Annotated in this window: 26 protein-coding genes; 10 read left to right on the top strand and 16 right to left on the bottom strand. The window is 63.0% G+C overall.

What is annotated here, in order from left to right; genetic code table 11:
- Positions 1–47: 47 nt before the first annotated feature.
- From NKI41_RS19870 to NKI41_RS19845, 6 genes are all read right to left on the bottom strand, one after another.
- Positions 48–767, bottom strand: a complete 720-nt coding sequence (locus NKI41_RS19870; protein ID WP_352470556.1) for a FadR/GntR family transcriptional regulator — start codon at positions 765–767, stop codon at positions 48–50.
- Positions 768–914: 147 nt separating this feature from the next.
- A complete protein-coding gene (locus NKI41_RS19865) occupies positions 915–1,826 on the bottom strand; it encodes a DMT family transporter (protein WP_352502598.1) in 912 nt (303 codons plus the stop codon).
- 82 nt (positions 1,827–1,908) lie between these two features.
- Positions 1,909–4,509 carry a TRAP transporter permease gene (locus NKI41_RS19860; RefSeq protein ID WP_352540080.1) on the bottom strand — a complete coding sequence of 867 codons (2,601 nt, stop codon included), beginning with the start codon at positions 4,507–4,509 and terminating at the stop codon, positions 1,909–1,911.
- A gap of 55 nt (positions 4,510–4,564) precedes the next feature.
- Complete coding sequence (locus NKI41_RS19855) at positions 4,565–5,518, bottom strand: TAXI family TRAP transporter solute-binding subunit (protein ID WP_352684703.1); 954 nt, start codon at positions 5,516–5,518, stop codon at positions 4,565–4,567.
- Between the two features lie 94 nt (positions 5,519–5,612).
- Positions 5,613–6,944: an aspartate aminotransferase family protein gene (locus NKI41_RS19850; protein WP_352684678.1), complete on the bottom strand. Its 1,332-nt coding sequence runs from the start codon at positions 6,942–6,944 to the stop codon at positions 5,613–5,615.
- The gene (locus tag NKI41_RS19845; RefSeq protein ID WP_352684675.1) at positions 6,941–7,846 is read right to left on the bottom strand and encodes a MurR/RpiR family transcriptional regulator; all 906 of its coding nucleotides are present in this window, start codon (positions 7,844–7,846) and stop codon (positions 6,941–6,943) included. Before NKI41_RS19845 ends, NKI41_RS19850 begins: the two co-directional genes overlap by 4 nt.
- A 96-nt stretch (positions 7,847–7,942) precedes the next feature.
- On the opposite strand from NKI41_RS19845, the gene NKI41_RS19840 reads away from it, so the two are divergent.
- Entirely contained in the window at positions 7,943–8,791 is an 849-nt protein-coding gene (locus tag NKI41_RS19840) for a beta-keto acid cleavage family enzyme (RefSeq protein ID WP_352684673.1), read from the top strand.
- 167 nt (positions 8,792–8,958) lie between these two features.
- Complete coding sequence (locus tag NKI41_RS19835) at positions 8,959–9,351, top strand: GFA family protein (RefSeq protein WP_352684671.1); 393 nt, start codon at positions 8,959–8,961, stop codon at positions 9,349–9,351.
- A 379-nt stretch (positions 9,352–9,730) separates the two neighbouring features.
- On the opposite strand, the gene NKI41_RS19830 is transcribed toward NKI41_RS19835, so the two are convergent.
- Positions 9,731–10,096 carry a DoxX family protein gene (locus NKI41_RS19830; RefSeq protein ID WP_352470562.1) on the bottom strand — a complete coding sequence of 122 codons (366 nt, stop codon included), beginning with the start codon at positions 10,094–10,096 and terminating at the stop codon, positions 9,731–9,733.
- Entirely contained in the window at positions 10,093–10,458 is a 366-nt protein-coding gene (locus tag NKI41_RS19825) for a VOC family protein (protein WP_352470699.1), read from the bottom strand. Before NKI41_RS19825 ends, NKI41_RS19830 begins: the two co-directional genes overlap by 4 nt.
- A gap of 380 nt (positions 10,459–10,838) precedes the next feature.
- On the opposite strand from NKI41_RS19825, the gene NKI41_RS19820 reads away from it, so the two are divergent.
- Positions 10,839–11,510: a helix-turn-helix domain-containing protein gene (locus tag NKI41_RS19820; protein ID WP_352470563.1), complete on the top strand. Its 672-nt coding sequence runs from the start codon at positions 10,839–10,841 to the stop codon at positions 11,508–11,510.
- A gap of 92 nt (positions 11,511–11,602) precedes the next feature.
- On the top strand, positions 11,603–12,034 hold the full coding sequence (locus NKI41_RS19815; RefSeq protein WP_352470564.1) for a VOC family protein: 432 nt from the start codon (positions 11,603–11,605) through the stop codon (positions 12,032–12,034).
- A 145-nt stretch (positions 12,035–12,179) separates the two neighbouring features.
- On the opposite strand, the gene NKI41_RS19810 is transcribed toward NKI41_RS19815, so the two are convergent.
- From NKI41_RS19810 to ehuB, 5 genes are read right to left on the bottom strand one after another with little or no spacing between them, the layout of a single operon-like run.
- Positions 12,180–12,911: a GntR family transcriptional regulator gene (locus NKI41_RS19810; protein WP_352470565.1), complete on the bottom strand. Its 732-nt coding sequence runs from the start codon at positions 12,909–12,911 to the stop codon at positions 12,180–12,182.
- Positions 12,908–13,687, bottom strand: coding sequence for an ectoine/hydroxyectoine ABC transporter ATP-binding protein EhuA (gene ehuA / locus NKI41_RS19805; RefSeq protein ID WP_023717024.1), 780 nt, complete (start codon positions 13,685–13,687; stop codon positions 12,908–12,910). Before ehuA ends, NKI41_RS19810 begins: the two co-directional genes overlap by 4 nt.
- Positions 13,684–14,343, bottom strand: coding sequence for an ectoine/hydroxyectoine ABC transporter permease subunit EhuD (ehuD, locus tag NKI41_RS19800; protein ID WP_352684668.1), 660 nt, complete (start codon positions 14,341–14,343; stop codon positions 13,684–13,686). Before ehuD ends, ehuA begins: the two co-directional genes overlap by 4 nt.
- The gene (ehuC, locus tag NKI41_RS19795) at positions 14,340–15,068 is read right to left on the bottom strand and encodes an ectoine/hydroxyectoine ABC transporter permease subunit EhuC (RefSeq protein ID WP_352470566.1); all 729 of its coding nucleotides are present in this window, start codon (positions 15,066–15,068) and stop codon (positions 14,340–14,342) included. The genes ehuD and ehuC overlap by 4 nt, the downstream gene beginning before the upstream one ends.
- Positions 15,069–15,122: 54 nt before the next feature.
- Positions 15,123–15,992, bottom strand: coding sequence for an ectoine/hydroxyectoine ABC transporter substrate-binding protein EhuB (ehuB, locus tag NKI41_RS19790; RefSeq protein ID WP_352470567.1), 870 nt, complete (start codon positions 15,990–15,992; stop codon positions 15,123–15,125).
- A 242-nt stretch (positions 15,993–16,234) separates the two neighbouring features.
- Here ehuB and NKI41_RS19785 point away from each other — a divergent pair, with 242 nt between their 5' ends.
- From NKI41_RS19785 to NKI41_RS19760, 6 genes are all read left to right on the top strand, one after another.
- A complete protein-coding gene (locus tag NKI41_RS19785) occupies positions 16,235–17,425 on the top strand; it encodes a M24 family metallopeptidase (RefSeq protein WP_352470568.1) in 1,191 nt (396 codons plus the stop codon).
- 74 nt (positions 17,426–17,499) lie between these two features.
- A complete protein-coding gene (locus NKI41_RS19780) occupies positions 17,500–18,648 on the top strand; it encodes a M24 family metallopeptidase (protein ID WP_352470569.1) in 1,149 nt (382 codons plus the stop codon).
- Between the two features lie 10 nt (positions 18,649–18,658).
- Positions 18,659–19,915 carry a sarcosine oxidase subunit beta family protein gene (locus tag NKI41_RS19775; protein ID WP_352470570.1) on the top strand — a complete coding sequence of 419 codons (1,257 nt, stop codon included), beginning with the start codon at positions 18,659–18,661 and terminating at the stop codon, positions 19,913–19,915.
- Between the two features lie 13 nt (positions 19,916–19,928).
- Positions 19,929–20,210 (top strand): sarcosine oxidase subunit delta, encoded by a 282-nt coding sequence (locus NKI41_RS19770; RefSeq protein WP_352470571.1) that lies wholly within the window; start codon positions 19,929–19,931, stop codon positions 20,208–20,210.
- Positions 20,207–23,161 (top strand): sarcosine oxidase subunit alpha family protein, encoded by a 2,955-nt coding sequence (locus tag NKI41_RS19765; protein WP_352540081.1) that lies wholly within the window; start codon positions 20,207–20,209, stop codon positions 23,159–23,161. The genes NKI41_RS19770 and NKI41_RS19765 overlap by 4 nt, the downstream gene beginning before the upstream one ends.
- Positions 23,154–23,657, top strand: coding sequence for a sarcosine oxidase subunit gamma (locus NKI41_RS19760; protein ID WP_352470573.1), 504 nt, complete (start codon positions 23,154–23,156; stop codon positions 23,655–23,657). Before NKI41_RS19765 ends, NKI41_RS19760 begins: the two co-directional genes overlap by 8 nt.
- A gap of 65 nt (positions 23,658–23,722) precedes the next feature.
- On the opposite strand, the gene NKI41_RS19755 is transcribed toward NKI41_RS19760, so the two are convergent.
- The 3 genes from NKI41_RS19755 to NKI41_RS19745 form a co-directional block, all read right to left on the bottom strand.
- Positions 23,723–24,187, bottom strand: coding sequence for a cupin domain-containing protein (locus NKI41_RS19755; RefSeq protein WP_352470574.1), 465 nt, complete (start codon positions 24,185–24,187; stop codon positions 23,723–23,725).
- A 203-nt stretch (positions 24,188–24,390) separates the two neighbouring features.
- Positions 24,391–25,266: an aldose 1-epimerase gene (locus NKI41_RS19750; RefSeq protein WP_352684662.1), complete on the bottom strand. Its 876-nt coding sequence runs from the start codon at positions 25,264–25,266 to the stop codon at positions 24,391–24,393.
- Between the two features lie 5 nt (positions 25,267–25,271).
- On the bottom strand, positions 25,272–26,072 hold the full coding sequence (locus NKI41_RS19745) for a FadR/GntR family transcriptional regulator (RefSeq protein WP_352684659.1): 801 nt from the start codon (positions 26,070–26,072) through the stop codon (positions 25,272–25,274).
- Positions 26,073–26,074: the final 2 nt, after the last annotated feature.

Raw genomic sequence — 26,074 nt, 5'->3', positions numbered from 1 at the left:
TTCCTCCCTGGTTGAACTTGACGGCCGGATCTCCCCCCGGCCAACTGCTATTCCGCAACCTCCTTGGCCGCGGCTCTCTCATCGAAATTGCGTGAGAATCTGATTTGCGACTGGCGCAGATGCTGTTGCATGGCGGCCTTGGCCCGCTCGGGGTCGCGCGCGGCAATTGCATCGCGCACAGCACGATGTTCCTTTGCCGCGACCTGCCAGGAATCGCTGGTCTCGAAATGGATCGACAGGCGTTCGAAGTACGGGTTCATGCGCTGGTCGAAAAGCTCGCCGATGAAGCGCACCAGCACCGCGTTCTCGAGAATGCCGGCGACAGCGGTGTGAAATTCCCGGTCGAGCGCAATGGTCATCTTGTTGGGGTGACGCATGGCCTCCATCCGTCGCAGCACGTCGTCGAGCCGTTCGATATCTGCAGGCCGGACATGGAGGGCCGCTTCGGCGGCGATCGCGCCTTCGACAAATTCGCGCGCGCGCAACAGCTCGAACGGGCCTTCCTCGACTTCGGGTTCGGAGGCGGCGGCGCTCGGCGGATCGGTGACGTAGATACCCGAGCCGACGCGGATGCGTATGCGGCCTTCGACCTCCAGCGCTATCAGCGCTTCACGGACTGTCGGGCGGGAAATTCCGAGCTGGTCGGCCAGATCCCGCTCGGTCGGCAGGCGGTCGCCGACGGAAAACTCGCCGGCATCGATCAGCTGCCTGAGCTGATCGGCGACCTGTCGGTAAAGCCGGCGTGGTTCAACGGCCTGGATCGGCATGTGCGTTTAGTTCCCTCCCGGGCCAACCCTGGTACATTGGTCTGACCCATTGACCGCAGCTTAGACAGAGGACGCGGAGAGTCAAGCTCGATGGAACCGCGGCCCGCACAACCGGAACGCGGCGGCATTGCGCAAGCATTCCATGCGTCAGCGCCGTCCCCCGCGAATGACCAGGACGTTCCCGGCGGCGACGAGGGCGAGCCCGGCAACCGCGTAAGCGGTCCAGGCATAGCCTTCCAGCGCCGTGGAGATCAAAAGCGCAAAGACGGGAAATATGACGGTCGCATAGCCGGCGCGGGCGCCGCCAATGCGTCCGAGCAGCGTCAGGTAGGCGGCGAAAGCGACGACGGTCGATATGACGGCGAGGAAGACCAGCGAGCCAATATAAGAGGCGGTCGTCGCGAACACGAACGGCTCACCAAGCAGGAAGGCCAGGAACGTCGACCACAGAGTGCCATAAAGCATGCCCCAGGCGCTCGTTGAAACGAGCGGCAGGCCGCGGCGCTGGTTTGCGACGGAGACGAGATTGCCGGCGCAGAAGCTCAGCGTGCCACAGAGGCACAGAAGAAGGCCCACCAACGTGCCGCCGGAAAGCCCGTTGGCGGCGATTTCGGGAAAGAACATCAGCGCTATGCCGGCGAAGCCGATGAGGCCGCCGGCGAGAATGCGCGGCGCCGGGCGCTCGCCGACGACCAAGGCAGCGAGCAGCATGTTGATGACCGAGGCGAGCGAGAAGACGACCGAGAGCAAGCCGCTGACGAGATAGCCGGCGCCGTAATAGAAAAACAGGAAGTTCGACGAGAAGATGAGGATGCCGAGCACAGCAAAGCGCAAATGATCGGTGATCGGAAAGCGGAGCCGCCGACCGGAAAAGCCCGCCCAGGCAAACATCAGCAGCGTGGCGATGGCGAAGCGCCAGACCAGATTGACCTCGTTCGACACGCCGCTGCCGACCTGAAGTTCGATCGCGAACCACGATGCGCTCCAGGCAATGACCGTCAGCGCGTAAAGCCCGTAGTCGACCGGTTCGAAGGGGCGGTCGTGCGTCGTCAAGCGCATTTCCACGCTAGCCGGTTCCGCGGCGCCGTTTGGTTCTCTTGTTACTGACATGCTGGCCAAGACTCTTCCGCTCACAAGACGCTTACGGAGCGATTGTCCTCCTTCGCCGCTTCTGAACCCAGAAGACGAGACCGACCAACAACAGGGCCGGGATGGTAAACCAATAGCGCGATGGCCGTTCCGCAGGGACTAGCACCTGGTTGATCTCGTCGCCGGGCTGCAGGCCGAATTTGGCCGCCTGACTGCCCAGTCGCACCACGCCGACCGTCACGCTATCGCCAAGCGCACTGACGTCCAGGCCCGCAGCCTTCAGGCGTTCGGCCGATGAATTTGCAGGCCCGAGCTGCAGCCGAACCAGCTTCGATATCTCATCGCCGTTGAGGTTCAGTGTCGTCAGGCGCAAGCGAACCGCGCCTCCCTCGGCCGTCTCGTCGACGATACGGCTGAGTTCGGTGGCGGGTACTGCCCGATACGGTTCACTCATCTGATCGAGCAACAATCCCGGCCTGAACAAGATGAAACAGGCCACAAGCAACGCAATCGTCTCGTACCAGCGGTTGCGCACGAGCATCCAATTCTGCGTCGCTGCTACAAACGAGACCATGGCCAGCGTCGATGTCACCACCATCGCGACGAAATCGAACGGACCTTCGAGATCGATCATCAGCAGTCCGGTGTTGAAGATGAAGATGAACGGCAGCAGGCCGGTACGGATCTCGTACTTGAAGCCCTGAATGCCGGTCTTCACCGGATCGGCGCCGGAAATTGCCGCAGCTGCATAAGCCGCCAGGCCCACTGGCGGCGTCACGTCCGCCATCAGCCCGAAATAGAAAACGAACATGTGGACGGCGACCAGCGGCACGGCAAGATCGTTCTGCGCCGCCAAATCGACGATGACCGGCGCCATCAAGGTGGCGACGACGACATAGCTTGCAGTGGTCGGCATGCCCATGCCGAGAATGATGCAGATCACCGCGGTGAACAAAAGCATGACGATGAAGCTGCCGCCCGAGATGAATTCGACCAGCTCGGTCATTACCAGCCCGATGCCCGTGAGCAGAACCGTGCCGACGATGATGCCGGCCGTCGCAGTGGCAATGCCGACCGTCGTCATGTTGCGTGCGGCGGCGGACAGACCACCGACCAGATCGTCGAAACCGTGAAGCCAATGCTGCGCCAGCGCGCGGTCCTTGCGGAAAAAGGCGGTGAGCGGCCGCTGCGTGACGATCAGCGCCATAAGGGCGACAGCGCCCCAGAATGCCGACAGGCCGGGCGACAACTCCTCCACCATCAGGCACCAGATCAGCAGGATCACAGGCAGCAGAAAATGCAGGCCGGTGCGTGCCGTCTCGCCGAAGTGGGGAATCCTGACGATCTCGCCCTCCAGATCCTCCAGCGGCAGGTCGGGATAACGCGCCCGGTAGGCGACAAGGCCGATGTAAACGGCGATCAGCGCGGCAGTGATCATCCAGGTCGCGGCCGTGCCGAAAACGATCTTCGTCCAGCCAATGCCGTAATAGACAAGCCCTGCGAGGATGATGAAACCGCATACGCCCATCAGCCCGCGCAGCGCGCCCTGAAATGCGGAGTGCGTGCTGCGTGACGGCAGGCCCTTCATCCCGGTCTTCATCGCTTCGATATCGACGATGTAGAACAACGAGCCGTAGGTCAGCAGCGCCGGATAGAAGGCGTGCTTGACCACCTCGGCATAGGAAATGCCGACATATTCCGCGATCAAGAACGCGGCGGCGCCCATCACCGGAGGCATCAGCTGACCATTGACGCCGGCCGCGCATTCGATGGCGCCCGCCTTCACCGCAGAATATCCGACCCGGCGCATCAGCGGGATGGTGAAGGTTCCGGTGGTCACGACATTAGCGATCGACGACCCGGAAATCATGCCGGTCAGGCCGGAAGCCACGACACCGGCCTTGGCCGGACCGCCGCGGTATCTGCCGAGCAGCGAGAAGGCAAGCTGGATGAAAAAGCCGCCGGCGCCGGCGCGCTCCAGCAATGTTCCGAACAGAACGAACATGAAGACGACGTTGGTGGACACACCGAGGGCAACACCGAAGACCCCCTCCGACGTCAGCCACATCTGCGAGGCTGCGCGCGATAACGTCGCGCCCTTATGGCCGAGCAGGCCAGGTAGGTGAGGCCCGGCAAAGATATAGATCAGCATGCTCGCCGCGATGACGGTGATGGCAGGCCCGACGGCGCGACGGGCGGCCTCGAGCAGGATGAGGACGCCGGCGATCGAGACGACCAGGTCAGCCGTAGTAGGAAGACCCGGCCGATGGGCGATATCGCTGTAAAAGACCAACAGATAGAGGGCGGACGCCGCCCCGGCGATGCCTAGCACCCAGTCGGACAGCGGCACCCGGCTGCGCGACGAGGTCTTGAAGGCCGGAAACGTCAGCATCGCCAGAAACAGGGCGAAGGCCAGATGGATGGAGCGGGCGATGCCGTCGCTGACGACACCAAAATTGAGCATGAACGGAAGGGGCGAGGCATACCAGAGCTGGAACAGCGACCATGCCAGCGATACGCCGAGGATCAGCTTCGCGGTGCGGCCGGTCGGCTTGCGCCCACCGGTGTCGGCCTCGGCGACGATCTCGCTAAGCTTGTCAATGTCGATAACGGGTTGGTCAGGCCCTGCCGCCCGCTGGCTTTGATCTGTCATCGTTCCCCACAATTATTTGCAATGCGAGGCGCCTGTGGCGCCTCGCATTGAAGGCCTAGAGCCACCCCTTCTCCTTGTAATAGCGCTCCGCGCCCGGATGCATTGGCGCCGACAGACCGGTCTTGATCATCTCCTTGGGATCGAGATTGGCGAAAGCCGGATGCAGTTTCTTGAAGTCGTCGAAATTTTCGAAGACCGACTTCACCAGTTCGTAGACCACCTCATCGGGCGTGCTGGCATTCGTCACCACGGTCGCGCGGACGCCGAATGTCGTCACGTCGTCCGGATTGTTGGCGTACATGCCGCCCTTGATGGTGGCGACTGAATAGTACGGATGAGCTGCCAGCAGCGCGTCCACTGCCGGACCGGTCAGCGCGATGAGTTTGGCACCACAGGCCGTGGTCGGATCCTGGATCGCCGCGGAAGGATGACCAACGCCATAGAAGAAACCGTCGATCTTGTTGTCGCACAGCGCGCTGCCCTGCTCGTCCGCCTTCAGCTCCGCGGCAAGCGAGAAATCGCCGAGCGTCCAGCCCATCTGCTTGAGCAACTCCTCCATGGACGAGCGGGTGCCTGACCCGGGATTGCCGACGTTGAAGCGTTTGCCTTTGAAGTCCTCGAATTTGGTGACGCCGGCGTCTGGCCGCGCCAGCACGGTAAACGGCTCGGGATGGACAGAGAACACGGCCCGCAGATCCTTGAACGGCTTGCCGTCGAAATTTCCGGTCCCCTCATAGGCCTGGTACTGAACGTCCGATTGGGTCAAGCCGAAATCGAGGTCGCCCGTCTGGATGGAGTTGACGTTGAAGACCGAACCGCCGGTCGACTCCGTCGAGCATCGGATGCCGGTTTTCTGCCGGTCCTTGTTCATCAGTCGGCAAATGGCGCCGCCGACGGCATAGTAGACGCCGGTGACCCCGCCGGTGCCGACCGTGACGAAGCGCTGCTCGGCAGCGACGGATGGCAGCGCCAGCAGCATGCAGGCCGCCGCGCCGATCAGGGTTTTCATTGAACTGTACATGGTTGCTACCTCTCTGGTGGGTGTCCCGGCCCGTCGCCGATGACGCGTTGGAACTGGTTTGAGGCGGTCCGCGTCGTGCGGGTCAGGCCGCTGAAGCAATCGCAGCGTCGATTGCCTCACCGAGCCGTTCGACGATCCGATCGATATCCTGTTTGGAAATGATGAAAGGCGGCGCCACAAGCACATGAACGCCCCGCACACCGTCAATCGTCCCGGCCATCGGATAAATCATCAGGCCGCGGGCCATTGCTTCGCGCTTGATGCGGGCGTTGAGTTCAAGCCTCTGATCGAACGGCTCCTTGCTGGCGCGATCAACCACCAGCTCGATTCCCCTGAACAGACCCCGCCCGCGAATGTCGCCGACGTGATGGTGGTTATCGAAGCGTTGGTGCAGGCGTTCGTCCAGCTGCGCGCCCATTGCGCCGACATTGTCGAGCAGACGGTCGCGCCGGATGACCTCCTGCACGGCAAGGCCTGCCGCCGCTGCCGTTGGATGGCCCATATAGGTATGCCCATGCTGGAAGAAGCCCGAGCCTTGGGCAAAGGCGTCGAAGATATGCCGGCCGAGCAGCACCGCGCCAATCGGCTGGTAGCCACCGCCGAGTCCCTTGGCGATGGTCAGCAGGTCGGGAGCGATGCCGTCCTGTTCGCACGCATGCAGCGTGCCGGTACGGCCCATGCCGCACATCACCTCGTCGAGAATGAGCAGCACGCCGTAGCGGTCGCAAATCGCGCGAATGTGCTTGAAGTAGTCCGCGACCGGCGGCACCGCGCCGAGCGTGGCACCCACCACCGGCTCGGCGACAAAGGCGATGACCTCGTCCGGGCCGAGTTCGAGGATCTTGTCTTCGAGCTGCTGGGCGGCGCGCGCCGCATAGGCTTCGTCGCTTTCGCCATGCTTTTGATAGCGATAGGCGTAACAGGGGTCGATATGATGGGTCTCGATCAGCAACGGCCTGAACTGGGCGCGCCGCCATTCGTTGCCGCCGGTGGCGAGAGCGCCGAGCGTATTGCCGTGATAGCTCTGCCGGCGTGCGATGAGATGGCGCCGTTGCGGCTCGCCTTTCTCGACAAAATATTGCCTGGCCATCTTGAGCGCGGCCTCGACCGCCTCCGAGCCGCCGCTGACCAGATAGACGTGGTCCAAGCCTTTCGGCGCGTCCTCGACCAGCCGATCCGCCAAGCGCTCCGCCACCTCGGTGGTGAAGAAGCTGGTGTGGGCGTAGGCGATGCGGTCAAGCTGGGCGTGCAGCGCGGCAATCACGTCGGGATGGCCGTGGCCGAGACAGGACACGGCCGCGCCGCCTGATGCGTCGATGTAGGACTTGCCCTTGGCATCGAACAGTTCGATGCCTTGGCCGCGAACGGCGACCGGCAGCGTCGAGTGGATGGTTCGATGAAGAATGTGTGTCATCGACGGTCCCTCAGGGGCATTTTCTTCGGCGCACGCTGGTTCAGGTGGGTCTTGAGGGCGGCGCCCTGCTCATCGAAGCGTCGCAGCGATTCAACGGCGCCCTCGCCTGCCTGCCCTGCGACAAGAGCACCGAGGATCTCAGCAACGATGAAAGCTGGCGTCATGGTGTGGAAAAAGGACGGGCTGCCGGTCGGCACGACGACCAGGTGATCGGCAAGCAGCGCCAAGGGCGCTACCCCGCTGTCGGTGATCGCAATGACCGGTACGCCGCGGCCGGCAGCATACTCGACAAGCTCGATGGTGAAGCGCGTGTAGGGCAGGACGCTGGCGGCGATCAGCACGTCGTCCTTGGTCGCATGGGCCAGAGCGTCGCCGTCGGTTCCGCCGATGCCGTGCAGCAGCACCGACTTCTCGCCGATCAGCGACAGGATGTAATGCAGATGCCAGGCCACCGCATGGCTCGAGCGCAGGCCGAGGCAATAGACGCGCCTTGCCGCACTCAGCGCCCTGGCCGTCTCGACCAGACGGTCGATCGACCTGCCTTCGGCGAGATGGGAAAGCTGGCTGGAAATCGACTCCAGAATATCGGCCGCCAGCGCGTGGTCGCCCTTGAGCTTTTGGCTGGCCACCTGAAGGCCCGCCTTGCCGGCGAAACCGATTTCGCCGTCCCGGATCGCGGCGGCGTAGATATCGCGTACCGCCTCGTAGCCATCAAGGCCGAGATGCTGGGCCAGCCGCGTCATCGTCGCCGGCTGCACTCCTGCGTGCCGGGCCTGCTCGCGCATGGACAACAGCGCGACATCATACGGCTTGTCAAGGACATAGCGCGCAGCGGACCGAAGCTGCGCCGACATGCCGTCGAAGGCAGTGACGATCTGTCCAGCAAGCTCTCCCTGGTCCATGGATATTGCTAGCTCGCCAGCCCAGCGATTGCAACGTCTGTTTCAGTGTGATCAAAGATTGATTCATATGAATCTTGTCGCTCACAGAACGTCCCCATGAAGCCGGCCCATGGTCTCGACCGCATCGCCATAGCCGTCGCCCCGAATGGGGGACGTCGCAGCAAGGCCGACCATCCGGCGATTCCGCTGACACCAGCCGAACTTGCGAGGACGGCCGCGGAATGCGCCGATGCCGGTGCGGCTATGATCCACGTCCATGTTCGCGACAGAAGCGGCAATCATCTGCTCGACGCCGACGCCTACCGCCAGACGATCGCCGCCATCCGCGGTGCTGCCGGCGACCGCTTGATAATTCAGATCACCTCCGAAGCGCTCGGTATCTATTCGCCGGCCCAACAGATGGCCGTCGTACAAGATGTGAAGCCGCAAGCTGTCTCGCTGGCGCTTCGCGAGATCGTTCCTGATGCCGGATCGGAACTCGCCTGTGTGCGCTTCATGGCCTGGCTGCACACCGAGGGGGTTGCGCCGCAGATCATCCTCTATTCGCCCGAGGAGGCTGTCAGGCTTTCGGATATGCAGCAGCGCGGACTGATCCCCTGGGCAAGCATACCGGTTCTCTACGTGCTGGGCCGCTACACGCCGGGACAGGCGTCCGTTCCTGCCGATCTCCTGCCATTCCTCGCGGCGAACATGCCGCGCTTCGACCATTGGAGCGTCTGCGCCTTCGGCCGCAACGAAGCGGCGTGCGTGACCGCCGCCGCGTTGCTTGGCGGCCATGTCCGGGTCGGCTTCGAAAACAATCTTTTCCTTCCGGACGGCAGCATAGCCTCGTCCAACGCCGAACTGGTAGCGACCGTCGCACGCATACTCGCCGACTGCGGCGTCAAGATCGCCTCGGCCGCCGAGTTGGCGGCTCAATGGAACGCGCCGTTTCGTTCCGTATGACAAACCAAAGCCTATTTTCGGCGGCAAGCTCGCGCAAGGCATAGAGAGGCGGCTGCAATGTCATCGCCACGGAAGAACGACGCGTCCCCGCCCGCGGCGCGGCGATTGCAACAACAGTGCCGGTCGTTGTAACCATTCCGGCCGCTTGATATTGGAGGAGACGCAGCATGGACCGATTCACCGGCGGTTGCCTGTGCGGCAACGTCCGAATTATCGCGTCGGGGCGCCCATACCGGGTCGGCCTTTGTCACTGTCTTGACTGCCGCAAGCATCATGGCGCCCTTTTTCACGCTTCCGCGATTTTTCCTGAGGATGCGGTGACGATCGACGGCGAAACGCGCGACTACGCCGGGCGGTTTTTCTGTCCCCGCTGCGGCTCCTCCGTTTTCGGACGCACCGCAGACGAAATCGAAGTAAACCTGGGGTCCCTGGATGCGCCTGACCAGCTGATGCCAACCTACGAAAGCTGGATCATCCGACGCGAGTCCTGGTTGCCGCCGTTTCCGCTCACCAGACGGTACGAGCGCGATCGTGACGCCACGGGTCGCTTTGAGGAATAGGTCGCAGGAACGGTGCCGAGGAGGCAACGACATCAGAACATGGATTTTCACAGGCCGCCTGCTCACGCCGCTAAAATGTGAACTTGCATGCTTACAAGGTGCGCTGCCTTCATCCACATTGCCCCATGGGCATTCGTGAGCGCCTAAGGCGACCCGTGACAGCCAAGGCGCCGGACCTTAGAGGAGGATCGCAGGGGATGGGATTCATCGTCGCGATCCTGACGCAGGCTTTGTACAGAGCGCCGCGTTCAAAGCTGGCCGTTTAGGAGGTCACGCCGGAAGATCGGCCTTGCGGAAGCCATCAACGAAATGCCCAAGCAGCGCAGCGTCGTGGAATGGCTCTGTCGTGGTCCAGTGGCCCGCCGCCTCGAAACGATGATCACAGGCTAGTGGTCGCGGCGACAATCAACCCGCCCAAGACGGCGACATTGATGGTGAAGCCGGTACGAAGCGCTTCGCGTTCATCGCCGCTGTAGCGCCAGAAGTTGAGCGCCATGAACGACGCCGCAATGGTGAATACGGCCAAGGTCGCGGCGGGAAAGGGTCCACCAAGGCCCGCTGCTAGGCAAAAGCCGCCTGCGATCTCCAGCACCGATCCGGCCGCGAGAAGAGGCCTGGGAGCAGGAAAGCCCCGCTCGGCCAGGGACGCTGTAACTGCCCGGAACCTGAGGAAATGCTCGGCGCCCGCCCAGATAAAGACGCCGCCGAGCAAAACCAATCCAAGGTGGTGGAGGAACGCGATCATTCCTTGCTGCCGTCCTCGGTGTAAACCGCTAGCTCGTAACCATCCGGATCCGCGAAATGAAAGCGCCGGCCGCCGGGGAACCCATAAATCGGCCTGACGATCGTGCCTCCCGCTTCCTCGACCCGCTTGACCGTTGCCGGCAAATCATCGGCATAGAGAATGACGAGCGGGCCTCCTCCGGACCTCGCTGGGCCAGCGGCGAAGCCACCTGACAAGCGCCCGTCGTTGAACTCGCAATATTGCGTGCCGTAGTCAGTGAAGGTCCAGCCGAAGGCCTTTCCGTAGAAGTCGCGTGACCGCTGAATGTCTTTCACGTTGAATTCGACGTAGTCGATCCGTTGATCGTTGTTGTTGCTCATGATGCATACCTCTCGTGTGGTGTACGACGGCGAAAGATAAGCACGCATCTCGCCTGCCGGATTGAACAAAACGGCCATCGACGTATGGCTTCACACGGCGCCGCCGAGGCGATGCATCTGACATGATTATTCACCTACCCTCTTCCTTCCGGCCGGAAGAAACAACCGATTCTTGCAACCGTTTTCGATTGGCAGACGTTGTCGGTCGTGCAGATTGTTGTCTCGAGCGACGGCGGGCGCAGCCACTGCGTCGGTTCACCGCCGGTAATCCGAAGAGGAGCGAGATGAGCGATCCCGTCCCAGCGCAGGCAACGGGTTCATTTCAGCAACGTCCAGCGTCGGCGCGGCTTCACGGGAGCTTTGCTTCGGTGTGGGCGCATCGAATGGACCCGGCGGGCGCACCGCCAATCGTCGTCATGCCCGATGCAACGATCGACCTGCAATGGATCGGAGGCAGCTTCCGAATTGCCGGCCCCGACAAGGAGCCGCAGACCGAGGTCCTGGCGGCAGGCGAGATCGTGATCGGCTTGCGCTTTCATCCTGCCACGGCGGCGGCATGGCTCGGCGTGCCACAAATCGAGCTTGTCGGCCAGAGGCTGTTGCTCGACGATTTATGGGGCGCGCGAGCCCGGCGCCTCGCCAGCCGCGTGCGCGCAGGCGACAATCTCGAGGATCTGGCCTGTTCGCTCGAACAGGTCGTCGCCGAGGAGGCGGCCTCCCGCGCGCCAGACGTTCCCATGCAGGCGGCATATCGCCTGATCGAGCGCGGGCCGCCACCCGACGCGCCGCTCGTCCCTTGGTTGATGCGCGCACTCGAGATGAGCGAAAGGACGTTGCGCCGGCGCTTCGACGAGAGCTTCGGCTATGGCCCCAAGACGCTTGACCGTATCCTCCGCTACCAGCGCTTTCTGCGGCTTTCGAGCCAATCAAACAGCGCCACGGCCATCCTGGCAGCCGAGGCGGGCTATTCCGATCAGGCGCATCTTGTCCGCGAGAGCCGACGCCTGACGGGAAGCACCCCGCGACAGATTCATCACCTGCTGCAGAACGGGTGAAACCACGTCGCGCTCTTCATTGGCCGTTTTGTTCAATTCGTCACTGTCGCCCGACTTTATCCTGGTGTCTCCGACAACCAGAGGAGATCGCCATGAAACCGCGCATTTCGGTTTTGACTATCGCTGTCGCCAACCTCGAGAGTTCTCTGGCGTTCTACCGCGACGGTCTCGGCTTGCCGACGGAAGGGATCATCGGCCGCGAGTTCGAGCATGGCGCCGTCGCGTTCTTCACGCTGTCCGGCGGGTTGAAGCTCGCGATCTGGGCGCAGGACGACCTCGCCTACGACACTGGCCTGCCCAAGGCGCCGATCAGCTCGACCTCGTTCACAGTCGGACACAACGTTGTGCGCCGCGAAGAAGTCGATCAAGTGATGGATGAGGCCGCTCGCGCCGGAGCCGAGATCATCAAGCCTGCCCGGGACACGTTCTTTGGCGGATATGCCGGATACTTCCGCGATCCGAACGGACACCTGTGGGAGGTCGTCTGGAACCCCGCCAACATACCGAATGAGGACGCTCTCTGAGGGCAGGTATGGCCCTGTAGGATCGGGCCGTTCCGGTCATTCCCGGTGCTGGCAAATTCTATCGGCATCGGGGCGGGCGGCCTGCTTTCCCTGGCAAACGAAGCCAGTTCGACGGCAGTCCACCAGCATAATCTTACGGGGCTGATTATGTAGCTCTATCCAGATTCGCCTCGCCTGCATGGCGCATCATGCGGCGGAAGCTCATTGAGATATGCGCCCGCCTTATGTGCCCGATGGACTCCCAGTCGCCGATTTCGGCCGCGGCAAGGACCTCTTCCATTTCGCGGCGGAATGCGGTGAATTCCTCGACGAGGCCCAATTGCGGCATCAGCTTCAGGACGACGCGCGCGACCTGAAAATACAGGCGCTCGCTGATCTCGCGCAGTGGCTGGTTGCCGGTCATCGCCGTGAGCTCGTAGAAAAAATCCATGTTGAGGCGCAGGAAAGCGCGCTGGTCGGGATTGAGTATATCGGCATCGCAGCGCGCGATGAGCGCCCGTATCCGGTCAAGATCGTCCGCCGTGCGCGGAATCGGCGAAAGCTTGCCGACGAGGAGCGCCAGCTCCAGGCGCAAATGATAGACCTGCTGCAATTCCTCGATGTCGACGTCGGTGACGATCGTGCCGACGCCGTGGACGGATTGAACCAGACCCTCGGATTCAAGGCGCGCCAGCACGCGCCGGACCGGCGTGCGGCTGATCTGGAATTCCTGGGCAAGTTCTTCCTCGGACAGGTGGCTTCCCGGCGCATAATCGAGCAGGCAGATGCGGTCGCGCAATATCCGGTAGATGCGCTCGAACCGCTCCCGCGCGGAGAGCGGGCGCGGCGGCGCGGCGGTCACCGTCGTGGGCGGCTTGGCCTCTGTCTCGATCGTCACCCAGCCTCCAGGACAGCATGCAGGAATTGCCGTGTCCGCTCGTTCTTGGGAGCACCAAACAGTTCGCTTGGCGGCCCCTGCTCGCAGATCTTGCCTTGATAGAAGAAACAAACGCGGTCGGAAAACTCCTTGGCGAAGCCCATCTGATGGGTGACCATCAGCATGGTGAGATCATGCTCGCGCCCGATTTGCCTTATCACCTGCAGCACTTCGCCGACAAGCTCCGGGTCGAGCGCCGACGTCACCTCGTCGAACAGCATGATCTTGGGCCGCATTGCCAGCGCCCTGGCGATGGCGACGCGCTGCTGCTGGCCGCCAGAAAGCTGTGACGGATAGTGGTCCTTCTTCTGGGCCAGACCGACCAGCTCCAGCAGTTCGGCCGCTCTTGCCTCGGCGTCCGCCCGCTTCATTCCGAGCACCGTTATCGGCGCCTCGATGCAGTTCTGCATCGCTGTCATATGCGGAAACAGGTTGAACGACTGGAACACCATGCCGATTTTGGCGCGGATCTTGCGGATGTGGGCGAGATCGGCGGGAACAAGCTTGCCGTTCCTCTCCATATGGGTCAGCGGCTCGCCTTCGACCCAGATGACGCCGTCATTGATCGTCTCCAGCGTCATCAGCATGCGCAGCACCGTCGTCTTGCCCGAACCCGACGGACCGATGACGGAGACTTTTTCGCCGCGCGCTATTTCGAGATTGAGCCCGTCGAGAACGGTTAACGTGCCGTAGCGTTTCGATACATTGTCGAAGCGGACCATCGGTTGTTCAGTCATCGGGTGGTCCTCCGGTTGAGCAGCCCTTCGAGGGAGCGGATGAGCGCCGCCGAAACCAGGCTCATGGCAAGGAAAAACAGGCCGACCAGCGTGATCGGCTCGGTGTAGCGGAACGTTTCGGAGCCGATGATCTTGGCGGTCTGCATCAGTTCCATCACGGCGATTGCGGAAAGCAACGGCGTTTCCTTGAACAAGGCCACCAGATAATTGCCGAGCGCCGGAACGATCGGCGGGATCGCCTGCGGAATGATGATGTCGCGGAACGTCGTCCAGGACGAGAGATTGAGCGCGATCGAAGCTTCCCACTGGCCGCGATGGATGTTGTCGAAACCGGCGCGATAGACCTCGGAGCAATAGGCGGCGTAGTGGATGCTGATGGCCAGCACCCCGGCGGTGAAAGCGTCGAGCACGACACCGAATTTCGGAAAGACGAAATAGAGAAAGAATATCTGGATGAGCAGCGGGGTCGAGCGGATCAGCTCGACCAGCACCGAAATCGTCCAGCTGGTCCATGGCACGGCGATGCGGACAACGGCCAGCACCAGGCCGAGCGAGGCGGCAAGCGCAAAGCCGATCAGCGTCGCTTCGATGGAAATGACGGCGGCGCGGGCAAGCACCGGCAGGATTTCCAGGGCAAATCCCCAATCCCAGATCATGCCGCCTTCCCCCGCGCCAGTCCGAGCGACGCTCGCCTTTCAAGAAGCCGCATGCCGATGGTCACAACCAGCGACATTGCCAGGTACATCAAAAGAACGAGGGTGAAGATCGGAATGGTCTTGAACGTGTTCTGGTTCATTTGCTGCGCCTTGAAGGCGAGATCCGAAAGCGTGATCAGCGAGACCAGCGCCGTCGATTTCAGAAGCTCGATGAACAGATTGCCCCAGGGCGGGATCATCGCGACAAAGGCCTGCGGCAGGATGATCCGGCGCAGCATCTGCGGGCGGCTCATGTTCAATGCAGTACACGCTTCCCACTGGCCGCGGGCGACGGACTGGATCGCGCCGCGCACGCACTCCGATCCGTAAGCGCCGACATTGAGGCCGAGCGCCAGCACCGCCACAACGAATGCGTTGATCGTGACGCCGAATTGCGGGAGCACGAAAAACAGCCAGAACAATTGCACCAGTGCCGACGTTCCGCGGAAGATCTCGACGTAAACCGTGGCCAGCCATCTGAGCGGCGTCGGGCCATACATCCTTGCAAGTGCCGCAAGCACGCCCATGATAATTGCCAGCAGGCTGCCGAGGACGGCGATCTCGACCGTCAGGACCGCGCCTTGCAGCAGCCCCGGCATGAACACTCTATAGCTTTCCTGTGTTGCCAACGCGCCGATCACGACTAGCGCGATGACCAGCATGGCAATGAGCGTACGGATTCCCATGCGATTCCCCCGGGAAAAAAGGGCGGCGCTTTCGCGCCGCCAGCAGTTGGGAACCTATTTGCCAGCGCAGAGCTCTGCGGTGGTCTTGTTGGGCAGATAATCCTTGCCGAAGCCGAGTGGCTCGACCAGCGCGATATGCTCCGGCGAACCGATGAACTTCTTCAGCTCGGCGTTGAAAGCCTGCTGCAGGTCGGTGTCTTCCTTGCGGAAGCCGAAGCCGCCATGGCCTTTCACCGACTTGCCGGCGACCTCGCCGAAGGGCTTGGTCGATTCGACACCGTCGGCCTTCTTGGCCATGTCGGCGATCGAAAGGGCGGTAAGCGCGGCAGCATCGGCGCGGCCCGACTGGACGGCGGCGACCAGGCTGGACTGGTCGGGCAAGGAGACGATCTGCCCATCGGCAACGCCCGCTTCCTTGGCGAAGCCGCCTTCGACGGCGCCGGCCATCACGGCAAGCTTGAGATCCGGATTGTCCTTGATGCTGGAAAAATCCTTGATGCCTTTCGGATTGCCTTTTGCCACCAGCATAGCCTCGCCGATGCCGTAGGACGGCTCGGAGTAGTTGATCTCGGCGCAGCGCTTCGGGGTGATGAACATGCCGGCGGCGATGATATCGAAGCGGCCGGCCTTGAGACCTGGAATGAGCGAGCCGAATTCGGTCAAAACACCGTCGACCTGCGGTATGCCCATCTTGGCGAGCACCGCCTTGGCGACTTCCGGCGCCTCGCCGGTCAGCTTGCCGTCTGGCGTGGCGTAACCGAACGGCGCCTCGTTGGCGAAACCGACGCGGATGTAGCCGTCCTTCTTGGCCCGTTCGAGGGTGGTTTCCGCGTGAGCGGACAGCGAGGTCAATGACGTCGCGGCGAGCGCGATGCAGGCAGCCGCTTTCACGACCATGCGGCGCGATATCGATGAATTGAACATGCTTTTCTCCCATTGGACAACTGTGGATGGTTCCCAGGGCGCGGCCTTCTTCGAGGTCGGCGCCTGCTTGATCAGACGTATACAACTGCCCTAGACATTTCGCAAGCAGAGATATAGAAACCATGGAAATTCGGCGATAATTCGTAGTTAGCCAACAAATTGACGTCGAGTTGTGCACAATTTGGGCCTGCTTGCCCATATTTTATCAAAGGGCAAGCGGCGTACTGGAAGGCAGGATTTCGGTGGCGACCGCGAAGGGCTTCGGGACATTCACGCAAGCGGAGTATGGGCAGCGCCTCGCCGGCGTGAAGACACGCATGCAACAAGCCGGCTTCGATCTCATCGTCTGTCAGGATCCAGCCAACATGTGCTGGCTGACCGGCTATGACGGATGGTCGTTCTACGTTCCGCAGTGCGTGCTCGTCCATCTGGAGGAGGACCGGCCGATCTGGTTCGGCAGGGCGCAGGATGCCAAGAGCGCACGCCTGACCACCGGCCTGCCCGAGACAAACATCGTGCCGTTCTCGGAACGGCTGGTGCAGCAGCCCGTCGAACACCCTTATGACGAACTCGCCCAACTGATCCGGTCGCGCGGCTGGGGAAAGGCCCGTATCGGCGTCGAGATGGACGCGCATTATTACACTGCGCGCTGCCACGCCCACCTTGTCGAGGGGCTGCCCGACGCGCATTTCGCCAACAACCACGATCTCGTTAACTGGGCGCGGCTGGTCAAATCCGAAGCCGAGCTGGTGCTGATCCGCGAGGCGGGTGCGATCTGCACGCATGCCATGAACCGCGCCATCGGGAAAATGCGGCCCGGTGTGCCTCAGAACCATGTCATTGCGGAAATCTATCACGCGCAGATCATGGGGGTGCCCGGAGCGGGCGGCGACTATGCCGCGATCTGTCCGCTGATGCCCGTCGGCGAGGGCACCAGCACGCCGCATCTGACGTGGTCCGACGCGCCGCTGCCGGACAGCGGCCCCGCCATTCTGGAGATTGCCGGCGTGAGGCGCCGCTATCACGCGGCGCTGACGCGGACCATACATTTCGGCAAGCCGCCGCTAGCCATCCTCGACATGGCCAAGGCAATCGTCGAGGGTGTCGACGCCGGCCTCGAGAAGGCGCGCCCCGGCTACACCGCCGAACAGGTGGAAGCCGCCTGGCAGGCAGTCCTGCGACGGAACGGGCTGAAGAAGGAAAGCCGGGTCGGCTATCCGGTCGGGCTCGCATACCCGCCCGATTGGGGTGAACGCACCGCAAGCCTTCGTCCCGGCGATACTACCGAGATGCAGTCCGGGATGTGCTTCCATTTCATGGCCGGCGTCTGGCTCGACGATTTCGGCATCGCCATCTCGGAGTCGTTCGTCGTCACGGAACGCGGCGGCGAACGCCTCTGCGACGTGGCGCGCGACCTCATCGTCATCGACTGACATGGCGGCCGGGAAACCGGCTGCCGAAAAGACCATGCCCGCCAGCAAGCCGGCAACAAGCACGAGGACGCCCGATGGACCGCAATCCGTTTTCCGAAGCCGAAATCGCCGGCCGCCTGGCAAAGGTCCGTACTGCACTGATCGAGCGGGAGCTCGACGCGGCGGTGTTTGCCTCGCCGGAGAACGTCTTCTATCTCACCGGGCTTGATCACTGGGGGTATTTTGCCCCTCACCTGCTGATCGTTCCACTCCAGGGAAACCCCGTCCTGGTCACCCGCTCGATGGAGAAGGTGACGATCGAGAAGCAGGTGAAGGCAGCGGAATTCCGCGGCCACTCCGACAGCGAAACGGCGGCCGACCTTGCCGCGCGGGTGCTTGCGGAGCTCGGCCTGTCGGGCAAGCGGATCGGCCTCGAATACTGGACGGCCGGCCTTAGCCATGGACTTGCCGTGGCGCTCCAGACGCAAGCCGATGCAACGTGGAGCGATGTCTCCGGTCTGATCGACGAGATGCGGCGGGTGAAGAGCGCCGAAGAACAGGCGCTGATGCGGCGTGCCGCAAAGGTGACGGACGCCGCCGCCGGTGCCGCGATCGCCGCGATCTCCGATGGCGCTTCCGAACAGGAGGTCGCCGCCCAATGTGTTTCGGCAATGATCCGCGCCGGCGGTCATGCGCCGGGCTTCGGACCGTTCATCCGCCCGGCCGCGCGCCTGGGTGAAGAGCACACGACCTGGGGCGACGGAATCTACCGCAAGGGCGAGCCGGTCTTTGTCGAACTGTCCGGGTGCATCTCGCGCTACCATGCCCCGCTCGGCCGGCTCGTTCGCATCGGCCACATCAGCGATGAAGACGCCGCAATGGCGGAGGTGACCGCCAAGGCCTTCAACGCGGTCGTCGAGGCGCTGCGCCCGGGCGCCAAGGCGCGTGATGTTTACGCCGCCTGGCAGGCCGTCGCCGACGAGGCCGGCCTTTCCCACTATCGCCGCCATCACTGCGGCTACCTTGTCGGCGCCGGCCAGCCGCCGTCATGGACCGGCGGCAATTCGGTGACCGGCTTGCGACACGATTCCGACCTCGAGATCGAAACGGGGATGAGCTTCCACATCCTGTCATGGCTGATGGGAACGGGTCACGGCAATGACTTCGTCTCCAACACGGTGCTTTTGACCGACGCGGGCGCCGAAGTGCTCACCCGCACGCCGGCCGGCCCGATCGTTCGATAGGCCCGCACGCATGGCGCGCTACTCGGCACTCTCGATTTTCCGCAACGCGCTCGCCGGCCAGAAGAATTGGCAGCGCGCCTGGCGTGCGGCGGAGCCAAAACCGTCCTATGATGTGATCGTCATCGGCGGCGGCGGACACGGCCTCGCCACCGCCTTTTACCTCGCCGAGAACCACGGCATCCGTAACGTCGCCGTACTCGAAAAGGGCTATGTCGGCGGCGGCAATGTCGGCCGCAACACCACCGTCATCCGCTCCAACTACCTGCTCGACGGCAACACCCAGTTCTACGAATTCTCGATGAAGCTCTGGGAGGGCATGTCGCGCGCGCTGAACTTCAACGTCATGTTCTCGCAGCGCGGCCAGCTCGTCACGGCGCATTCGGCCGATCAGCTCGACGGCTTCAGCCACCGCGCCAATGTCATGCGGCTGAATGGCATTGATGCCGATATCCTCGACCGCGACGAGGTGCGCCGTCTCGTGCCCTATCTCGATTTTTCCGACACCGCCCGCTTTCCGATCCATGGTGCCATCTTCCAGGGCCGGGCGGGCACGGCGCGCCACGACGCCGTCGCCTGGGGCTATGCGCGCGCCGCCGACAGCCATGGCGTCGACATAATCCAGAACTGCGAAGTGACAGGCTTCCTCCGCGACCGCGACAGTATCGTCGGCGTCGAAACGACGAAAGGCCGGATCGGCGCCGGCAAGGTCGGCCTCGCTGTTGCCGGTCATACATCCGTGCTCGGTGCCAAGGCCGGCCTTGACCTGCCGATCGAAAGCCACGTCCTGCAAGCCTTTGTCACCGAGCCGCTGAAGCCGCTGGTAGATCACGTCGTCGCTTACGGCGCCGACCATTTCTACGTCAGCCAGTCCGACAAGGGCGGACTGGTCTTCGGCGGCAATCTCGACGGCTACAATTCATACGCCCAGCGCGGCAATCTCGGCGTCGTGCGCGAGGTGGCGGAGGCGGCGATTGCTTTGATGCCGTGCATTTCGCGCGTCCGTCTGCTGCGCCACTGGGGCGGCGTCATGGACATGACTCCCGATGCCAGCCCGATCATCTGCCCGACGCCGATCGACGGCCTCTATCTCAATGGCGGCTGGTGCTATGGCGGCTTCAAGGCGACGCCGGCTTCCGGCTGGTGCTTCGCCCACACGATCGCCACCGGCAAGCCGCATCCCCTGATCGCGGCCTACGGACTCGATCGTTTCCGCACCGGCCACACGCTCGATGAGGCCGGTGTCGGCCCTTCCGCCTGGCTGCAATAGGAGGCGGGACAAAATGCTGCGCATCGAATGCCCCTGCTGCGGCCCGCGCGACCATGACGAGTTCCGCTATGGCGGCGATGCCTCGGTCACGCGTCCAACCCATGACGATGCCGATCCGGAGGCCTGGTACCGCTACGTCTATATCAGGACAAACCCGGCCGGCCCGCACCGTGAATTCTGGCAGCACGTGACCGGCTGCCGGCAATGGCTGGTGGTCGAACGCGACACCCGCAACCACGCGATCGCATCCGTCGACTTCGCCAGGAAATCGACTGTCAGGAAACAACCGGCATGAGTTCGAACCGCAAACGCCTGCCAGCGGGTGGCCGCATCAGTCGCGAGGTGCCGGTAGATTTCACCTTCGATGGCCGCAAGCTGATTGGGTATCGCGGCGACACGCTCGCCTCCGCGCTGCTCGCCAATGGCGTCACCCTGGTCGGTCGCAGCTTCAAATATCATCGCCCGCGCGGCATTTTTTCCGCCGGGCCCGAAGAGCCGAATGCGCTGGTTACGCTCGGGAGCGCCGGCAGGCGCGAGCCGAACCTGCCGGCTGCGACGCTGGAACTCGCCGACGGCATGGTCGTGGAGAGCCAGAACCGCTGGCCGTCGCTTGCCTTCGACGTGCAAAGCGTCAACGGCCTTTTCGCGCCGTTTCTGTCCGCCGGCTTCTACTACAAGACCTTCATGGGCCCGACGCGCCGCGCCTGGATGTTTTACGAACATTTCATCCGCAAGGCGGCCGGCCTGGGCAGAGCCGCCACCGGCCCCGATCCCGACCGCTACGAGGTTCATCATGCCTTCGCCGATGTCGCTATCGTCGGCGGCGGCCCGGCGGGATTGTCGGCGGCGCGGGCGGCCGCCGCGGCCGGCGCGCGGGTCGCGCTGATCGAGCAGGATTTCCTGCTTGGCGGCCAGCTTCTGGCGGAACCGTCCGACAGCGCAGCGGCCGCATGGCTGAGGCAGGCCGCGGCCGAGTTGGAGGGCTTCGAAACCATCACGCTGATGAAGCGGACGACGGCTTTCGGCAGCTATGACGGCAATGTCCTTGGACTGGTCGAACAGCGCGATCCGACCGATCCGAAGCCGGCCGGCGAGGCCCGGCAAACGGTCACTATGCTGCGCGCCCGCTCGATTGTTTTTGCCACCGGCGCCATCGAGCGGCCGATCGTGTTCTCGAACAATGACCGGCCCGGCGTGATGCTTGCCTCGGCCGCCCGGACCTATCTCAACCGTTTCGCCGTCCTGCCGGGCAGGAAAATCGTCGTCGCCACTAGCAATGACGGTGCCTGGCGCACCGCCTTCGACTATGCCGCAGCCGGCGCGGAGGTGACGGTTGCTGATCTGCGCGCCGTCCCGCCCGCAGCACTTGCCGCGGAAGCCGCACGGCTCGGCGTGGTGGTGCGGGCCGCAACGCGCATCGTCGACCTGCACGGCCGCCATACCGTCAGGCGCGTAACGCTCAATGGACCGGAGGGACAATCCTCGGCCGCCTGCGACCTGGTCTGCATCTCCGGCGGCTGGTCGCCAACCGTGCATCTCACCTCCCACCTCGGTGTCAAACCTGTCTATCGCGACGACATTGACGGCTTCGTGCCGGGCGTCTTTTCAGCCAGCCAGTTCGGCGCCGGCGCAATGATAGGAGCTTATGCGACCGCCGCTGCCGTCGAGCACGGCCATCGGGCCGGCATCGAAGCGGCAGCCTCCTGCGGCAAGTCGGCGCCGGTGCCCGCTCCATCGAAACTCGATCTCGATGAGACCGCCTCGACCGTGCTTCGCGAAGCCCTGCCCGCTGGACGCGGAAAGGCCTTCGTCGATTTCCAGATGGACGTGACGACCGGGGATATCGAGCTCGCCCATCGTGAGGGCTATGAATCGGTCGAGCATCTGAAGCGCTACACCACGCTCGGCATGGGCACCGATCAGGGCAAGACCAGCAATTTTCCCGCACTTGCCGCCATGGCAGCGCTGCGCGGCGCAACGATTCCCGAGACCGGCACCACGACCTTCCGCCCGCCCTATACGCCGGTGGCGATCGGCGCGCTTGCCGGACGCGCCGTCGGCCATCATTTCAAGCCGATCCGCCGCACGCCGATGCACGACTGGCACATGGCGAATGGCGCCGAGATGCTCGAGGTCGGGCTCTGGATGCGGCCCTATTTCTACCGGCAGTCGGGCCGCGACGTGAACGAGGCCTATGTTGCCGAAATGCGTACCGTGCGTCAGGCCGCGGGGCTGATGGACATCTCCACGCTCGGCAAGATCGATGTCCAGGGCCCGGATGCGGCAATCTTCCTCGACCGCGTCTATGCCAACGGCTTTGCCAAACTGGCGATAGGCCGCGCCCGCTACGGCGTCATGCTGCGCGACGACGGCATCGTCTTCGACGACGGCACCACGACGCGGCTAGCGGAAAACCGGTTCTTCATGACCACGTCGACCGCCAAGGCCGCCGATGTGCTGTCGCGTCTCGAATTCCTGCTCGACACGGCCTGGCCGGATTTGCGCGTGGCCGTTACCTCGGTCAGCGATGAATGGGCGGCGATGTCGGTTGCCGGGCCCAACAGCCGCGCAATCCTCGGTGTTGCTTTTCCTGGTCTCGACGTTTCCGACGCGGCGCTTCCGCATATGGGGCTACTCGAAAGCGAGTGGCAGGTCCGTGGGCTCCGCATCCTGCGCCTCAGTTATTCCGGCGAGCGCGCTTACGAAGTCTATGTCGGCGCCACTGCCGGTGAACAGCTCTGGAGCCGCTTGCTCGAAGCCGGCAGACCCTTCGACCTGAAGCCTTACGGTGTCGAGGCGCTCGGCGCGCTGCGGGTCGAAAAGGGCCATGTCGCCGGACCGGAGATCGATGGGCGCACGACGCTCGACGATCTCGGCCTCGGCCGCATGGCCGGCAAGCGCAGCGGCTTCGTCGGCGATGTACTGCGCCGCCGCCAGGCCTATCAGGCGCCTGAGCGCCAGCGGCTGGTCGGACTGGAATGCGCCGAAGACGGCAAGCGCCTCCGCGGCGGGGCGATCCTGTTCCTGCCCGACGACAAGATCGAGGGCCATGGCCGCGGCCGGGTGACCTCGATCACCTTTAGCCCAGAACTCGACCGCTATGTCGGATTGGCCCTGCTTGCCGGTGATGTCGCGGCAGAAGGAAGCGAGGTCGTGGCGGTCTATCCGATGAAGGCCGAAACGGTTCGCGCCCGCGTTGTCTCGCCGGTATTCATCGATCCGCAGGGAGAACGGCTGCATGGCTAGCTTGACCTCTTCTCGGGATTTCAGTCTGTCCGTGGCGGATTGTCCGCTTATCCAGATCGAGGGCTGGGACGCGACACTGAGACAATTCGAAAAGAGCGTCTCGGCGTCGCTCAACACGAAACTTCCCGCTTCGGTGGGAGAGACGGTTCGCCACAAGGGCCTTTTGACCATCCGCGTTGCACCTCGCCGCCTTTGGCTGGCTCTCGACGAAGGCACAGAAGCGCCAGCCCTTGTCGTCGACCCCGATCTCGGCTGTTCCGTGCCCCTTGGGGAAGGTCGTGTTCGTTTGAAAATGGCCGGCCCTGGTATCGCAAGGCTTCTGTCCGGCTGCATTGCCGTCAACTGGCACGCGCCGACCGCCGCTCCGGGCCGCGCCGTGCAAACATCCTTCCATCACGTGCCCGTGCTCTTCCTGCGCACCGGCGAGACCGCGTGCGAACTCATCGTGCCGCGAAGTTTTTCGCGAAGCCTCTCGGATTGGATTGCCGACGGCTAGCCAATACCGGTTCTTCGGGCAAGGGCCGGCTTTAGCGGCGATCCAAGCCGCCATCACGAAGCCATCTACTCTCTTGCCGGCCAGTCCTGCAGGAGCGTAATCCCAAACTTCGGCGCGGCTACTTTGAGCCGCTCGATATCGGCAGGCGTCGGCGGCCCGACCACCTCTCCCTTGCTGCGTTCATGGCCACCTTCGGCAAGAAACTGCTCGAACACACTTGGCGTGTCTATCAGGATATAGCGAACGAGCTGGTTGCCGGGATTCATAAGCTGGTGCGGGATGCCCCGCTTCAAAAACATGCTCTCGCCGGGCGAGAGCGTTCGGACCACACCGTCCACAATTGCGGTCAAGTGCCCTTCGATGACGTAGACCGTCTCGTCGTCATTCGCATGAACATGGATTGGCGTTTTGGTGTGCCCGTCGCTTCTGTTTTCGAACAGACTCAACAAGCCTCCCGTCTGTTCGCCGGAGACCAGTCGCTTCATGACGATGCCCGCGAGCACGAATTCTTTTGGTTCAACATCCGTCATTGATCCAATCCTGCCAGGCACATTTGGTGGGCCGTCAAGCAGACGAGCTGCGCAGCGACATCCGGCAAACGTCGAACTGGCTCGCGGGTTCCCGGTCGCCGGAGTTCCCTCTTCCCAAGCTCCGTTTGGACGAAAAGACGGCTTCGTTGTCACCGGACATGCAGGCCGACATCCGCCAATTCGAGGGCGCCGCAGAGGTCCGCCTAACTGACGGCAAAGCTGCAACGTGCTGCCAGGCTCTCGCCGGGCCCAAGCACCGACAGTCCATTCCATTTGTCGATCGAACCCCGATTATGAGCATCGACAACATGACTGACCGGTTCAAAACAGAAGAAGTCGCTCTCGTCCGATGGCGAATAGACCAGGTACAAATTCAAGGGCGATGAAGCTTCAATCCGCAGGCTGCAACTGTGCTCTGGCCAAGATATGGAGGCGACACCATCCCAGCCAGCGAACACATTGTTTATCCATCCGCTCGGCAAGGCGGCCGGGGCGCCGAAATCCCAGTCGGGACGGGTTTTGACATCCACAAATCGTTCAGGGAGATGGTTGGGCCGTTCGAGGCAAACCTGTGATGCCGCGGCGTGAAGCGTGGTCAACGCTGTTCTCGGGAACCATGGATGGATGCCAAGCCCGAACGGCAATCTGATCGAGGCCCGATTGACGATGCGAAGTTTCAGCTCGAGCCCGTGTCCGGCCAGCGCGTAGCTCACCTCGGCGCGATATCGGTATGGGCCGGGCCCGTTGCTGATGAGCGACAGCTTTGCGTTGTCCTGCGTTACGCTGTCGACGTCCCACTCGCTCGAAAATCCATTGCCGTGAATGGGAAAGGGCTCGCCTGCAACATTGGCAGGCAGTTCGTGGAATTTGCAGTCGAATGTGAACCCGCCGCCCGAGATGCGATTTGACCATGGCAAAAGCAGGTTGCAGGCAAGGTCGAACGGGTTGCTGCTCCCGCCGTTCGGCCAAGGCCTGAAGAGCGGCACGCGTCCATGGTCCAGTCTCGCAAGACCTGCCCCAAGCGATGGGACGATTTCAGCAGACAGGTCTCCGCTTCTGATCTTGATCGTCCCGACCATCCGCTTCAGACGGTACTGGCCTTGGCAGCGGCGATCGGCTGTTGATGGCGGCCTTTGCGAGCCACTGCAAGAAGGTCGTTCGACGCGATCCCGATGAGCGCCTTCATCTGATCGTGTGCATCGTCGGCCCTCCGCATCCTGATTGCCTCCAGCACGTCGCCATGCGCGCTCAGCGTCTGCTGGTAATTAGCGGTGGCCGATGTGGTCAAGCGGAAGGAGAAGCTGAGGGCGGCCGCAAGCATATTGCCGAGATTGGCGAACACCGGGTTGCGGCTGGCACGCAGGATGGCCGTATGAAACCTGACGTCGGCATCGAGACACGCAGCGAGATCGTCCTGCGGAGCAATGCGCATGGCTTCATAGGCCGCTTCGATGACCGCGAGATCGCCTGACGTCGCCATCTTGGCCGCAAGTTGGGCGGCAGCGGGTTCAATGACCAGCCGCGCCTCGATCAATCCTCGGACGAAATCGAGATCGGGCTCGATATCGCGCATCCATTCCAGAACCTGTGCATCCAGCCTGTTCCATTCGCTCGACACGCGCACACGCGTCCCGGCCCGCTTGCGCGCCTCGATCAATCCTTTCGCCGAAAGCGTCAGAAGAGCATCGCGAAGCGCGGTGCGGCTCGCCCCGTAGATAACGCAAAGCTCGGCTTCCGTCGGCAGGACGGAGTGCTGGGCGTAGGAGCCGGCGAGGATGCGCTGTCCGAGATCGCGTGCGATGCGATCCTTGAGCGATGACGTGGTGCCATCTGCGGCAGGAATGTCCTGCTTGCCTTGGCCAGTCGAAGCGATCGCCGCGTCCATCG

Origin of the sequence: Mesorhizobium sp. M0601, assembly GCF_040320845.1 — a bacterium.
Taxonomy (GTDB): domain Bacteria; phylum Pseudomonadota; class Alphaproteobacteria; order Rhizobiales; family Rhizobiaceae; genus Mesorhizobium.
This window is presented reverse-complemented; position numbering and strand designations above follow the sequence as displayed.

What these genes read in the sequence shown, in the direction of transcription:
- ehuA (WP_023717024.1), bottom strand. Translation starts at nt 13,687, where the DNA reads ATGACTGAACAACCGATGGTCCGCTTCGACAATGTATCGAAACGCTAC.
- NKI41_RS19765 (WP_352540081.1), top strand. Translation starts at nt 20,207, where the DNA reads ATGAGTTCGAACCGCAAACGCCTGCCAGCGGGTGGCCGCATCAGTCGC.
- NKI41_RS19820 (WP_352470563.1), top strand. Translation starts at nt 10,839, where the DNA reads ATGGACCCGGCGGGCGCACCGCCAATCGTCGTCATGCCCGATGCAACG.
- NKI41_RS19870 (WP_352470556.1), bottom strand. Translation starts at nt 767, where the DNA reads ATGCCGATCCAGGCCGTTGAACCACGCCGGCTTTACCGACAGGTCGCC.
- ehuD (WP_352684668.1), bottom strand. Translation starts at nt 14,343, where the DNA reads ATGATCTGGGATTGGGGATTTGCCCTGGAAATCCTGCCGGTGCTTGCC.
- NKI41_RS19830 (WP_352470562.1), bottom strand. Translation starts at nt 10,096, where the DNA reads ATGATCGCGTTCCTCCACCACCTTGGATTGGTTTTGCTCGGCGGCGTC.
- NKI41_RS19840 (WP_352684673.1), top strand. Translation starts at nt 7,943, where the DNA reads ATGAAGCCGGCCCATGGTCTCGACCGCATCGCCATAGCCGTCGCCCCG.
- ehuB (WP_352470567.1), bottom strand. Translation starts at nt 15,992, where the DNA reads ATGTTCAATTCATCGATATCGCGCCGCATGGTCGTGAAAGCGGCTGCC.
- NKI41_RS19755 (WP_352470574.1), bottom strand. Translation starts at nt 24,187, where the DNA reads ATGACGGATGTTGAACCAAAAGAATTCGTGCTCGCGGGCATCGTCATG.
- NKI41_RS19865 (WP_352502598.1), bottom strand. Translation starts at nt 1,826, where the DNA reads ATGCGCTTGACGACGCACGACCGCCCCTTCGAACCGGTCGACTACGGG.
- NKI41_RS19855 (WP_352684703.1), bottom strand. Translation starts at nt 5,518, where the DNA reads ATGAAAACCCTGATCGGCGCGGCGGCCTGCATGCTGCTGGCGCTGCCA.
- NKI41_RS19860 (WP_352540080.1), bottom strand. Translation starts at nt 4,509, where the DNA reads ATGACAGATCAAAGCCAGCGGGCGGCAGGGCCTGACCAACCCGTTATC.
- NKI41_RS19770 (WP_352470571.1), top strand. Translation starts at nt 19,929, where the DNA reads ATGCTGCGCATCGAATGCCCCTGCTGCGGCCCGCGCGACCATGACGAG.
- NKI41_RS19760 (WP_352470573.1), top strand. Translation starts at nt 23,154, where the DNA reads ATGGCTAGCTTGACCTCTTCTCGGGATTTCAGTCTGTCCGTGGCGGAT.
- NKI41_RS19780 (WP_352470569.1), top strand. Translation starts at nt 17,500, where the DNA reads ATGGACCGCAATCCGTTTTCCGAAGCCGAAATCGCCGGCCGCCTGGCA.
- ehuC (WP_352470566.1), bottom strand. Translation starts at nt 15,068, where the DNA reads ATGGGAATCCGTACGCTCATTGCCATGCTGGTCATCGCGCTAGTCGTG.
- NKI41_RS19745 (WP_352684659.1), bottom strand. Translation starts at nt 26,072, where the DNA reads ATGGACGCGGCGATCGCTTCGACTGGCCAAGGCAAGCAGGACATTCCT.
- NKI41_RS19815 (WP_352470564.1), top strand. Translation starts at nt 11,603, where the DNA reads ATGAAACCGCGCATTTCGGTTTTGACTATCGCTGTCGCCAACCTCGAG.
- NKI41_RS19850 (WP_352684678.1), bottom strand. Translation starts at nt 6,944, where the DNA reads ATGACACACATTCTTCATCGAACCATCCACTCGACGCTGCCGGTCGCC.
- NKI41_RS19750 (WP_352684662.1), bottom strand. Translation starts at nt 25,266, where the DNA reads ATGGTCGGGACGATCAAGATCAGAAGCGGAGACCTGTCTGCTGAAATC.
- NKI41_RS19835 (WP_352684671.1), top strand. Translation starts at nt 8,959, where the DNA reads ATGGACCGATTCACCGGCGGTTGCCTGTGCGGCAACGTCCGAATTATC.
- NKI41_RS19775 (WP_352470570.1), top strand. Translation starts at nt 18,659, where the DNA reads ATGGCGCGCTACTCGGCACTCTCGATTTTCCGCAACGCGCTCGCCGGC.
- NKI41_RS19845 (WP_352684675.1), bottom strand. Translation starts at nt 7,846, where the DNA reads ATGGACCAGGGAGAGCTTGCTGGACAGATCGTCACTGCCTTCGACGGC.